The organism is Enterococcus sp. VV15 (assembly GCF_005236045.1).
Classification (GTDB): domain Bacteria; phylum Bacillota; class Bacilli; order Lactobacillales; family Enterococcaceae; genus Enterococcus_B; species Enterococcus_B durans.
Genome location: NZ_QPTY01000001.1, coordinates 64,603 through 76,694 on the forward strand (window position 1 = coordinate 64,603; position 12,092 = coordinate 76,694).

Annotated in this window: 17 protein-coding genes; 16 read left to right on the forward strand and 1 reads right to left on the reverse strand. The window is 34.5% G+C overall.

All coding sequences use genetic code 11. The annotated features are described in order from the left end of the window. The first annotated feature begins 20 nt into the window (after positions 1-20). From DVW83_RS00340 to DVW83_RS00405, 15 genes are all read left to right on the forward strand, one after another. On the forward strand, positions 21-320 hold the full coding sequence (locus DVW83_RS00340; protein WP_104660221.1) for a DNA-binding protein: 300 nt from the start codon (positions 21-23) through the stop codon (positions 318-320). A gap of 110 nt (positions 321-430) precedes the next feature. Beyond that, the gene (locus DVW83_RS00345) at positions 431-724 is read left to right on the forward strand and encodes a hypothetical protein (protein ID WP_104660222.1); all 294 of its coding nucleotides are present in this window, start codon (positions 431-433) and stop codon (positions 722-724) included. A 12-nt stretch (positions 725-736) separates the two neighbouring features. After that, the gene (locus DVW83_RS15795; RefSeq protein ID WP_258078919.1) at positions 737-868 is read left to right on the forward strand and encodes a hypothetical protein; all 132 of its coding nucleotides are present in this window, start codon (positions 737-739) and stop codon (positions 866-868) included. Next, positions 865-1,089 (forward strand): hypothetical protein, encoded by a 225-nt coding sequence (locus tag DVW83_RS00350; RefSeq protein ID WP_104660223.1) that lies wholly within the window; start codon positions 865-867, stop codon positions 1,087-1,089. The genes DVW83_RS15795 and DVW83_RS00350 overlap by 4 nt, the downstream gene beginning before the upstream one ends. Positions 1,090-1,244: 155 nt before the next feature. Next, positions 1,245-2,150: a primase alpha helix C-terminal domain-containing protein gene (locus DVW83_RS00355; protein WP_104660224.1), complete on the forward strand. Its 906-nt coding sequence runs from the start codon at positions 1,245-1,247 to the stop codon at positions 2,148-2,150. Between the two features lie 17 nt (positions 2,151-2,167). Beyond that, positions 2,168-3,544 (forward strand): DNA primase family protein, encoded by a 1,377-nt coding sequence (locus tag DVW83_RS00360; RefSeq protein ID WP_224784369.1) that lies wholly within the window; start codon positions 2,168-2,170, stop codon positions 3,542-3,544. A gap of 691 nt (positions 3,545-4,235) precedes the next feature. Then, positions 4,236-4,439 (forward strand): hypothetical protein, encoded by a 204-nt coding sequence (locus DVW83_RS00365; RefSeq protein ID WP_104660227.1) that lies wholly within the window; start codon positions 4,236-4,238, stop codon positions 4,437-4,439. A gap of 29 nt (positions 4,440-4,468) precedes the next feature. Next, positions 4,469-4,609: a hypothetical protein gene (locus tag DVW83_RS15155; RefSeq protein WP_104660228.1), complete on the forward strand. Its 141-nt coding sequence runs from the start codon at positions 4,469-4,471 to the stop codon at positions 4,607-4,609. 513 nt (positions 4,610-5,122) lie between these two features. Then, positions 5,123-5,626 carry a hypothetical protein gene (locus DVW83_RS00375; RefSeq protein WP_104660229.1) on the forward strand — a complete coding sequence of 168 codons (504 nt, stop codon included), beginning with the start codon at positions 5,123-5,125 and terminating at the stop codon, positions 5,624-5,626. Further along, positions 5,607-6,161, forward strand: coding sequence for a hypothetical protein (locus DVW83_RS00380; RefSeq protein WP_137238898.1), 555 nt, complete (start codon positions 5,607-5,609; stop codon positions 6,159-6,161). Before DVW83_RS00375 ends, DVW83_RS00380 begins: the two co-directional genes overlap by 20 nt. Before the next feature lie 18 nt (positions 6,162-6,179). Next, positions 6,180-6,791: a hypothetical protein gene (locus DVW83_RS00385; RefSeq protein WP_238699317.1), complete on the forward strand. Its 612-nt coding sequence runs from the start codon at positions 6,180-6,182 to the stop codon at positions 6,789-6,791. A 14-nt stretch (positions 6,792-6,805) separates the two neighbouring features. Then, positions 6,806-7,150, forward strand: a complete 345-nt coding sequence (locus DVW83_RS00390; RefSeq protein WP_047649736.1) for a hypothetical protein — start codon at positions 6,806-6,808, stop codon at positions 7,148-7,150. 174 nt (positions 7,151-7,324) lie between these two features. Next, positions 7,325-7,681 carry a hypothetical protein gene (locus DVW83_RS00395; protein WP_104660231.1) on the forward strand — a complete coding sequence of 119 codons (357 nt, stop codon included), beginning with the start codon at positions 7,325-7,327 and terminating at the stop codon, positions 7,679-7,681. 248 nt (positions 7,682-7,929) lie between these two features. Beyond that, positions 7,930-8,922, forward strand: coding sequence for an Abi family protein (locus tag DVW83_RS00400; RefSeq protein WP_104660232.1), 993 nt, complete (start codon positions 7,930-7,932; stop codon positions 8,920-8,922). 638 nt (positions 8,923-9,560) lie between these two features. Further along, the gene (locus DVW83_RS00405) at positions 9,561-9,899 is read left to right on the forward strand and encodes a TetR-like C-terminal domain-containing protein (protein WP_224784358.1); all 339 of its coding nucleotides are present in this window, start codon (positions 9,561-9,563) and stop codon (positions 9,897-9,899) included. A gap of 332 nt (positions 9,900-10,231) precedes the next feature. On the opposite strand, the gene DVW83_RS00410 is transcribed toward DVW83_RS00405, so the two are convergent. Further along, positions 10,232-11,044: a GNAT family N-acetyltransferase gene (locus DVW83_RS00410; protein WP_104660233.1), complete on the reverse strand. Its 813-nt coding sequence runs from the start codon at positions 11,042-11,044 to the stop codon at positions 10,232-10,234. Between the two features lie 713 nt (positions 11,045-11,757). Between DVW83_RS00410 and DVW83_RS15890 the strand changes: the two genes are divergently transcribed. Next, complete coding sequence (locus DVW83_RS15890; RefSeq protein WP_338401021.1) at positions 11,758-11,871, forward strand: hypothetical protein; 114 nt, start codon at positions 11,758-11,760, stop codon at positions 11,869-11,871. Positions 11,872-12,092 lie beyond the last annotated feature (221 nt).

The window sequence follows — 12,092 nt, forward strand, 5'->3', positions numbered from 1 at the left end:
ATTTTGGGGAGGTGATTTAAATGGCTAAATTAAGTATAGATGAATTAGATTTATCTGTTACGTTGCGTGAGGTTATACGTGAAACGGCTGCAAAAGAGGGTAAGCAACAAGCTTTTCAGTTTATCGAAGAATACAAGAAAAAGCTACTGCTTCCTCGCTTTATGAATTATAAGCAAGCAGCTAAGTATATGAATACAAGCTACAATACACTGAAATACAATTTCATTGAGAAACAAGGATTAAAGGTCATATTGATGGATGGCTATGAAAAAATTGATCAGCGAGATGCTGACGAGTTTTTAGAGAAACACAAGAAATAAAAAATCCAAGCGTGGGGCGAGGAACATCTCATCAAACTGAGGGCACATAATTGGAAGTCGTAGAAGTCAAGCAGTTGTTGTTAATGAATTATATTCTAGGAGGATTCAGTATGCAAGATAAAACAGATAAATTATTACAAGAAATACATGAACAGGGCGAATTAACAAAGCCACAGGTTACAGTAAAAAGTTTATTGGATGAAATGGATGACATTCTGATGGATATAGCAACTCTAGATGACAAAGAATATCCATGTGCTCTAAATGGTAAAGATACTACTGAAACAGCTTTAGAGCGTGCGAAAAGTGCAGCGGAGTACTTGAGTACCATAACATTGTATGACCTGTATGAACTATTGGGGATTGAGCCAGATCAAGAAGGTAACGTGCCTACCAAAGGATGAAGGAGTAAATGTATGAATAAAGGCAGAAAAAAAGCCTTAACGATTCCACCGACCAAAGCGAACGTTAAAGGCATCACAACGGCTAATACAGCCTATTTCTGCCTTCATTCTAACACAAACGAATGGAGGAATAAAACAAAATGAATAAAAAAATAATCGATCCAGTTGATTTAGTAATAGATTCTACAAATATTGCAAGCGCCTTAGAAGGCTTGGGCCTTTTTGCAAGTGAACTCACAGTAAACTCTTTAAAAAGAAATGACTTAAATATTTTAAATGGAATGATTGCAGCTGTCGCATGTTTAGCAAAGCAACACTCGGATGATATTGTTCATTTTGAAAGTGAGGTTCCTGTAAATGAGTAAGCGTAGAAATCTGTTTTTACTAGCCTTTCTTTTTGGATCGCTCACTAAGCTGTTACCTTTTATTTTATGGCTGATTTGTGTAGTACCTATTGCTGTATGTTTGTTTTTGGCCTTTGATTTTTGGGAGTATGAGAGACATGTAGGAGGTACAAGCAATGATTTATATAGGTAAAGTGCGTCCTAGTATTATGGAACCACCGATTGATAAAACTGTTATTCAGTTTTTTTCTGATTATGCACCGCTTAAAATCAAAGTTTCTAATGATTCCGAAGAACAGAAAAAGCTAAAAATGATTGGCATAGATGGGTTTATAGCTGGTGAAATGAAAGCCTTAATACGTAAGAATGAGAATTTAATCAGTCGAGATTGTTTAATTTTAGATTTAGATGATGTGATTGTATCTGAAGTTAATTTGATAGATACTATCAAACAAAAACTAGGCAAGTTTGCTTATGTTCTTTATCCGAGTATTAGTCACGGATTAAAAGGCGTACGCTATCGTTTAGTCATTCCATTGGATAAGCCAGTGAATGAACAAGAGTACAAATTACTAGTTTATTTCTTTACAAACAAGATACTAGAAGGAATTATTAACAATGCAGATCAATCTAACCTGACTTGGTCGCAAATACAATTACTACCAGTATTGACACAATACATTAAGGAAGAACAAATTATTATCCATAACGGAGAAAACTTATTTCCCGTATCTGATGGCTTAGATACCGCAAAACGTTGGCTAAAAGATTACAAGCAAGACACAGGTGGCGTAACTTCACGTAAATTGTACAAAAACACAAGCCAATTCAAAAAAGGCGGTTCACGTTATCGGAATACCACGACTGAATTATTTGAAAGTATTGTGACAGGTTGTGAGGAAGGAAATCGCAATAATCGTATTGCACAAATAACTGGTGGTTTGCTGGCTCGTGCTGTAGATGTAGGGGCAGTGTTAGAACTGGTGAAAATTGCCAATCAGCATTTTACAGAACCGTTATCAGAAAAAGAAGTGGAGGAAACTTTCTATTCGATAGCGAAAAAGGAGTTGGGCGCTAATTGAGTGAGCTAATAGAGTTAATGGAGTTGCAAAAGAAAAAGCAACAGGAAAACAAGGAATTGCCAGCTTGGATATATTTTGATGATAAAAGAAATATGAAGGTTAGTGCTTCAAAATTAGGTTATGAGATTATGAAGGAAATACCAATGATTCGTACTAGTGAATTATCACAAGGCGCTAGATTCGATTCAAAAACAGGTTCTTGGCGTATGGATAGTTTAAGCGATTTTTTAGACGGTCATATCACTAAGAAATTAGAAAGCGTGGGCCAGTGGTCGCAATCAAAACTGTACGAAACAAAGAAGTTTATCTTTATCAAAATTTTTGATTCTACCATGAAAGAGAACCCTTTTAACCGTAGCAAGCCATACCTAACTAATTTTAAGAATGGCACTTACAATATTAAAACCGGTGAAATGAAGCCGCACGATACGAAAGATTACATTCTGCAAAGTCATAACTACGCAATTGATCCAACCACAAAGAAAGTACCTACAAAAACAATTGGATGGCTAGAGGATTTAACAGGTAATTCTGATAGTGCAAAACATTTGGTGGAGATTATAGGCTACTGCTTTTATAGAAGTTATGCACCATTTCAAACAATCACTATCTTACAAGGTACGGGAGAAAACGGTAAATCTACTTTCTTAAATATCCTTAATCAGTTACTGGGTTCTGAAAATGTAAGCAATATGATGTTGCAAGATTTAGGAAATAAACAAAATCGCTTTGCCAGTGCTAACCTATTTCAGAAAGAAGCCAATTTATTTGCGGATGTTGATTCTGAATTTCTCAAGTCAACAGGACTACTCAAAGCCTTAACTGGTGGAGATCGCTTATCTGCTGAGTTTAAAGGAAAAGACCATTTTATGTTTGTGAACTTTGCAAAACTTATATTTTCAGCGAATGAGTTACCAGCGTTTAATGACTTCACACGAGGATTTGAACGTAGACTATACGTTGTTCCATTTGATTGTGTCATAGATGAAGCGTTCAAAGCTAGGCATGACTTGAAGGCAATTGAAGCGGAAATACCAGTGTTTGCAGTTTATTGTATGAATGTCTTCAAAGACGCATTAGAACGTAAAGAATTGACTGTATCAGATAAGATGATCCAAGCCAAAGATAAATGGTTGAAAGAATCTAATCATATACTACGGTTCATTGAGGAAAAATGCAGTATTGATATGGAATCCAGTGAAGGTGATTCTTCCAAAACAATTTACGAAGAATATCAAAAATTCTGTTATCAAGAAAGTTTACGTGAATTGTCACAACCTAAGTTTAGTAAGCAACTTGAGAAGATGGGTATTTATAAGAAAAATACAAGACAAAACGGAACGAGAATTTGGCGCTATATTCACTTGAAAATGAAAAATTCATACATTGAATAAGTCTACCTTAATAAATAGTTGAAAAACGTTGTACCAGTTGTACCGCTACTTGCAAATGCTGATATACCAATGTTTGTGCATGGACGAAACACTAATATTTTTAGTTTATGCCCGTACCACTATCCGTACCACTTAATGATGGTACAAGCGGTGGTACAAGTGAAATCGTAATAAAAGCGGAATCAATCCTCTTGAAAATGGCTATATATCAATGTTCATGAGTTGTGGTACAGATGGTACAAGTATTTTTAATTCCTATTAGGGGTACACTAGTTTTTTGCGACGACACGAGACTAGATGCAAAAGTCCGGGTAGTCATGGATAACCACCCGGATTGGATAAAGTCCAAAAAGAATGGGATTAGGTTCGGGAAACAAGCGAACACAGGATACATGCGGAAAAAGGTAGACAAGTAGACAGGAGGTAGACAGACAGGTAGATAAGCAAAATTCTTGGAGTGTATAGCTTTATAGATAGTTTATCTACCTTATCTACCTAATATCTATTAAAACTATTATTTAAGTAAATAAGATGTGTGTCATATAACCTTATATATATAAGGGATGTTTAGGGGAGACACGGTAGACAAATACTTGTTCCTCTTGGGAGGGTAAGGCTAAAGTTGTCTCCCTAGGGGGTAAACGTCTGACAGACAGGTAGATAATTAAAAACGAAGTTATGGGGGCACAATATGAAAGTAAAAATCATTGAAGGATCAAATAATTATACTACTCAAAAATCGCCATACACGGAGACATTAGAAGAGAAAGTAAATGATTTTCTTCGTGAAAATTATGGCATCAAAGTACGCCATATTCTACAAAGTAGTGCATTAGATGGCGAAGCAGACAGCTTTGAGACAAATACAGTCATTTCTATTTGGTACGATCTGTAGAAAAAATATTGTAAGAGAAGGAGAAAGAAATGGATAAAGTATATATTGACAACAATAAACGACCAGAGGTAGTCGAGTTACCAACATACGGAGAAGTGAAGCTGATCGTCAAAGATGGAAAAGTAGTCAAATATGATGTGATTACATCCCATAAAATCAGTGAAAAATAGCCAATTAAAGTGCTAAAATGGTATAATGAGTATAGTTAAAAAACGTATATCTTACTATTTTAGAGTTATGTATTTGAATGCAGTATAATATTTTAATATTTTTATCTTACTAGGAAGAACCAGAGGATATGAGAGGTTGGCCGAATTTTCGGCTTACCCCTTGTGTCCTCTTTTTATTTCATAAAAATCCGACATTTCCGCCGCCTGAAAAAGAGGGAAAACTTCCGTTTATTCCGTCTTAAAAAAGAGATAGGCGGAAAATCCCCCAGATTAAAAAAAGATCGGCTGAAAATTCAGCTGATGTGAAAGATGTGTCCAATTTTGAACAGACCTAAAAAGGGGTGGCACAAAATTATGCCGACCTATAAAGCAACAGAACTAGATAGGCTCAAATCTGAGCCAAACTGTAACGTACAGAAAATAGTATCAAATAAAGAAAGTAGAACCAAAAAGGACGTTACAAAACGTGACAAATACGGTAAATCAGCTATCAAAATAAGAGGAGGTTAAGCGGTGGATTCATTTGATGAAATTGCCATAAAAAAATATCTCTCCCTGTCGCTCCAGGTACACCGCTTAGAACTAAAAAGGAAACAACTCAGACAAGAGTTTTACAGTCAAAATATGGCTACTCACATGGAGTATCACAGAGTAAGAAAAGATACCTATGAAATGATTGTAAAAGGATTCCGACCAGATCGAGAAGTTGAGAAGCTGCTAACCAATATAGATGCTTTAGATCGTCGGATTGATCGGTATTTGTTTAGGCAAAAGCATTTCAAGGTATTTTGGGCTAGTCTTACATCTTTAGAGCGTTCTTTTCTGATTGAGCGATATATAAACCCTAATACAGTTATGTGCCCTCAATGCCTCATTGAGAAGGTCTTAGATGAAATCAATGAGATAGAAACAGCTATATGCTTTAGAGAAGGAATTGAACCGGACAACGAAAATAATGAAATCTTAGAAGATGCCGAGGAAAATTTAGAAAGGATGTGTGATTTCTTTGCAATATGATACTATTCGACCCGTTTATTATCTGAAGAAGTGGCAGTACTACGAAGCAGCAAGGCATGAATTATCAGAAGTTGAACTAGAACAAGCAAAAGTATTTTTCAATGCTTTAAAACAGTTAGATGAACAGGAACGCCAAATTTTATCGGATGCCTATTATTACTCAAAACAGCCATGTACATTTAGGGGAAAAACAGGACATTACCATTCATTGATTCCTGTAAAAGATGATGTCCTAGCTAAAAAGTATGGTGTAACGATAGATCGTTTTCGCAATATGAGACGACTAGCGCAAATGAGCTTAAAAAAGGCTATGCAGAATATTTTAAATCAAATAGGTGATTCTTTTCAGTTTCGTGTCAATACAAGATTATACTTGGTGGATTTCATAAATCAAAACACAAACGAACAGCAATATATTCTAGGAACTAAAGAGGAAGCAAGAATTTTTGATCAGACAGAAGACAAACAAGGATTGTTTTTTGATTTGTTGTTACTCGGTTTTGATAAGGTCTCAGTAAAACAAAAAAATATTTAAAACTAAGGAGAAATTTAAATGAAAACATTAAACGAGATCCAAACATATTTAGCAGAAAAAACAGCGGAGAATAAAAAAGAAGTAGCAGCAACCAAAGAGAATATTCGAAAAACAGAACAAACCATTCAAAAAGCAAACGAAGAATTGATTGTAGCAGAAACAGAAGTAGATGTGGAACGATATAACAAGGCAAAAGATACCATTTGGACTGCAAATCATGCGAAGGAACTGTATCAAAAGCAGCGGGATAAACTTAAGCAGGAACCGCTAATTAGCAAGTCAGAATACAACGAACTATTAGCTGAAATCACTCAAGCAGCGAACAAAGTGCATGAGGAACAAAATGAACGTGCAGTAGCATTGATCAGTGAATTGAGAAAGATTTCAGAAGAATCTAGTCAAACGTCACAACAAGCGAATGAACTTATACACACGTTGCAACGTAAAGTGTATAAAGAATCTGAAGGCACTATTCAATTAGAAAATGGTGGAACAACCTGGTCTTCGGATAAAACATATGAAAACAGTGAAGCAGTTCATATTTTTTATCAGAGTAAAATTGCCGGAACATCATTATCAAAAATGGCCGGAGAAGAACCACAGTCAACCCGTAATTATTGGTTTAAATAAGGAGGTATATAAACATGACAGAAAAGAAATACATTGATATCAAAGGCATGCAAAATAAAGTTGATAAAGAAAATAAAAAGAAATCAGAGAAGTTTCGAGCTAATTTAAATGCACAAAATAAGCGTAGAAAAAAAGAACAAGATGAACTAAATAATTTATTTGCTAAAGCCGTATTATCGGAACGCAAAGAAAACGAAAGAAAAAGAGTTACAGAAATTGAAGCCGAAAAAGCGAAGTCTGTCGCGGATATTGAATCCAAATATGAGCGCAAAGGCGTGAAGTCTGAAGCTACCAAACAGAAGGAAAAAGCTTATAAAAATATGCTTACGAACCTTCGAGGAATGAATAATCAAGAATAAATAAAAACATAATTATACAAACGCTATTTCTAACTTATTGATCAAAAAATAGTGACGCAAGAAAAAAGCTGAGTGGGGGCATACCTCCCCCACCAGTGGTTGCTTCGTACTTCACGCAGTCACTGTACATTTTTTCTCGTGTCTTATGCCAAAGTAAAGAAAGAAGGAATAAATTTGGCAGTTAAAACATGCCCAGTATGTGGTAAAACAGTCTCCAACAGTCGAAGTAATACTGTGTATTGTAACCCTGAATGTAGACAGAAGGCACGCAATAAAAGGCGTTCTCATAAAGATAATAAAAAACCTAAACAGCCTCCAAAAATAGTCGATAGACCTAAAAATCATCCGACTCCTTATGGTGGTACGGATCCATTAGAATATTGGCGTAATTACAAGGAACGAATTTTAGAATCTGAAAGAGAGTTTAATTTTAGAGGAATTCATCTTATAGGTGGGATTGAAGTTTACGAAGAAAATTTTGAGTATCTAGTTGTTGAACAAATAGAAGATAAAAAAGATTGTAACGAATAATCGTTGAATAATACTTAGAAGGGTAGCGATAAATTCGGCTGCCTTTTTTGGTGGGAAAAGGTGGAAGGTGTTTAGTGGTAATTTTTTTGTTGAGTTAACAGCTTGAAACGTTTTGACTTCTATTAAACTATTCTATTATTGTAAAGAGCTAAAGTGTAATGCTATAATAATTTAGAAATATAAGTCTATGAATTATAGAGAAAGCTGCTTAAAAGTAATATGAGACTTAATGGGAAAGGTATTTAACTATGGATGAAAATGCCAAACGAGAATTAAATACGATAAAAGAAACATTAGAAATAGATATGAAAGAAGAAGCTATAAAACGACATCCCAAAGCGTCTTTTGAAGATCTTATAAGTGAATTGTCTATGAAAGGCATTAAATTCAATGTAATGAGTGAAAATGACGCAAAAGATATCCTGAATGATTTAAATTATTATTATAAGTTATCTGTTTATAGGAGGAATTTTAAAAGAGATTTAACTGGAAAGTATGTAAATTTAGAGTTCAGTTATTTGGCAGATTTAGCTAGTGTTGATATGCAACTAAGATATTTACTTTTAACTGCTACTCTAGATATAGAACATGCCATGAAAACTTTTTTAATTACCCATATTACTGAAAATGAAGAGGTAGACGGATATGCCATAGTTGATAGATTTTTTCATTCTACAATAGGTACTGAATACGTGCTGAATAAGAAAACTATTTTAGAAAAAGTGAAACATAAAAGTCATTATCAAAGAAAATTATATGAGGCTCATAAAGATGCACCTTCTGCGTGGGTTCTTGTCGAGATAATGAGTTTTGGAGAATTTATAAGATTTTTTGAATTTTATTTTAAAAAATATCCAACTCCTAAATTTGATTTGTCTATCATGAGTGGATTGCTAAATGCTGTAAAAAGGATTAGAAACTGTTGTGCTCATAATAATGCTTTCTTGTTTTACATGAGTAAAAATGAATTGAGACATCCTAATAGCTATGTTGTAGCATATGCTGAAGAAGCAAAAATAGGGAAAGCGTTTTATTCTTGTGCTAAAGTTCATGATATTATTGCGGTTCTATACACTCATAATTTTTTTGTTAAAGGAATAGGTTCTAGAAAGTATCGACATAAAGAATTATCAGACTTAACTGATAGAAGCAGTGAACGTTTTAAATGTTTAGATAAAGATAATGATATTGTTTATTTTTTTGGAATATTAAAGAAATTACTTAACTCTTATCATGTTTAGTAATTTATCCCTTGACAGGTCTAAAAAAGAATTGGTATGATTGTGTATGTAGAAACAACGTGTAGGAACGTTGGGCGTGGATGGATTTATTCAGAAACGTTTAAACACTTTTATTATGAAGGTATTAACCCCAAGAGGTTAGCACCTTCTTTTTTTATGTAACAAAAAACTGCTTTAAAAAAATGTTGACAGAAGCAGCGAATGTGTTTAAGTAAAGCTATGTAAACGCCCCACGTTAGATGAAGTTTTTTGACCAAGAATTTGACCCAGGTTCTATTTAAAATATCTAAAATACTATTAAAGCGATATGTTATTACTGATAAAAATTATCAGACTTTAATAGCAATGAAAAGCTTGGTAAATCAACAGATATTCATGGCTGAAGAAGAATAGTTTCAAAAAATGGGAGAAACCTTCTTAGACAGGGTTTCTTCTTTTTTCTTTTGACTGAGGAATTGAGGCTCTTTGTCAATCAGGACTGATGAGTTTTGAAAAATGAAATCTGGGGCAGGAGGACTAACCTTCTGTCTCAGATTTTTTTGTTATTTCACTTGAATCAATCGATTGATCAAAATGATCCTGATTTTCATGTTCTCAAATGATTTCAAGATATCATCCTAAGATATAAGAGTTGGGAAATGAGTGCCTATTTGAGGAGAACACAACATGCTAAGGAAGTTAATTTCATCACATTGATGACTGTATATTTTAAATTACAAAAAGAAGAAGCAGAATCAGTGATCCTGTTAGCGAATGCGGGACTAACTGAAACATTGATCACCACTTTTGAAACTGTCTATTCTCATCTCATCGAGCAAGGCTATGTAAAATTACAGAGAAAAAATAATAAATATACGAGTATTTTTATGGCAGGTGCTGTTATTTCTGTCGAATTACGGTGGATCCAATCAGGAATGAAAGAGACTCCACAAGAAATGGGGAAAATATTACCCGTTTTATTTAATTTTGATAAATGAATAGTTTCGGTAAATATGTGTAGCAATGGACCATATCTATCGAAAATTATGGAGATACACTTAAACAACGAATTGTCCTATTCAAAAGACTTTTCGTAGTGAAAAACTTTATTTTTAAATATTTAGATATGTGTAATGGATGCTTGGTTCAATCTTGCCAATCCTCATGGTTGAAGATGAATAGAATTGAAAAAAGAAGAAACCTTGGCTTTATGCTGTCTGGATTTCTTCTTTCTGTAGATCAGTTTACAACAAACTGAAAATCGTTTGATTGAAAAGTGGTTTTGGGCATTACATTTAAGTAAATGTTTGACTATTTTTCCACAGGCTCATCAAACCTCATGACAATAATAATCAAAGAGTATCTCTTTTCTGAAACCTAGCTTTGTGTAGAGGTGCAACGCACGTTGGTTGGTTGATTCAACTTCCAAGTAGATTTCTTTTTGCTTTTTTGCTAGTAATTGTTGGATGACGGTAGTCAAGATCGATTGACCTAATCCTCGACCACGATGATCAGGATCGACGACAAAGCCATAGATACCATAAGTTTTAAGACTTTCGTCGATACGGATACAGGCGATTACTCGATCTTTTTTGGCAAGAACGAGGGTATTTGCTAAATCTTCTGGTAAAAGGGGCTCTATCTTGTCTTCAGGAATTTCAGCCAGTAAGCGAGCAATCTGTAGGGATTCCTCTGCTTTGGCATGACGTAGAGGTACTTCTTGTTGTGCGTTGAAGTTTGAGCTGTCAAGAAATAGACGATACTCAGAAAATTGATGTACATAACTTTGTTCATTTTTTAGGAAGGTCGTTAAAAGTTGGTCGTTAATATCTGTGATGATCAAAACAGTCGGAATGGCTTGTTGGCGTGCAAAGTCGTTAAGGGCTACTAAACTATCCGCAATCAACTCTTTTTCTTGAACGATCAATGTGGCTTCAAGGACTTGTGAGTCAAAAAAATTCAAAAAAACATAGGCTAGAAGTGTATTCTCTTGATAGTAAAGAAAATGCCGGCGATTTGCTTGATGAAGAAAATCAGGTTCTAATTTGAACCGACATGTGCGTTGACGTTCGACGGTCTCCTTTAATTGTTTTACCTCGGTCATTTCAAAAGAAGATAATTGAGTATTGAATATTTTTTTCATTAAGGCTCCTTTGGTACACTATTTTTTACTATCGTAGTTTATCAAAGTGGATTTTTCAATTGAAAAAAGCCATTTACTTATAGAAATCTTGGTATCTGAATAATCAGAAAGCTGTTATAATGACAATGGTTTGTGGCATGAAAATGGCGTTATAGTTTAGGAATCTATTTGGAGCAATAGGAGGAGAATATGAAAAAAAATAGGATCGATTAGAAATATCATTCTTTCGATCATCATTGTATTTATTGGCTTTCTTGCCTTGTCATTTGGGATAGGTGGAAGGATCATTGGAGAATTTTGGTTGTTGATTGCAGGATTGCTTGCTAGTCGTATCATTTACGGCAAGATGTTTTATTTGTTCAAAAAAATGAAAGTAAAAGATGGTCTATTGGTGATTGGTTGTTTAGGTCTGGCGATTATCTGGGTGATTATTTATGGAATCGTTTCGCAATTATTAGGACTCAGCATGGAATCTAATCCAGTGATGGAGTCGCCAAATTTTTGGACTTTTGTTTTTTTCATACCAGCTTTACTCGGAGAAGAATTACTTGTATTAGTCCCAGTTCCAGTCATTTTGAGACGCTTAGAAGAAAAACAGAAGAAAACAAAATGGTCAGTGGCTTTACTCGTATTGATTAACTCACTTTTATTTGGGGCATTGCACTTGAACATATCAATGGAATTTCTTACAAGCAGCCTTAGCTGTTGGGATCGTGAGAGTACCTTTTACACTGGCGTATATGAAAACAAAAAATATCCTTCCAGCATTTTTAACTCATTTTCTGTATGATAGTTTACTCGTGTTGATAAGTATTCTTGTATCATGAAGTTCGTCTGATCAAGGTTACTTGATAGAAAAAATGTAAAAAAAGAGAAGTTGGGACAGAAGTGTTTAACTCCGAGAAATAAGAAGAAATTAACGAAAATTGCTTTTCAAATTTTTGTGGATTTCGGCTTATTTAAGAAGGAGTTGCTTCTGCTCCCACCGTTTATTCGTTTTTAAAGAATGAGACAAAAGTAAGGAATACTTTTGCCCCATGCGCTACAT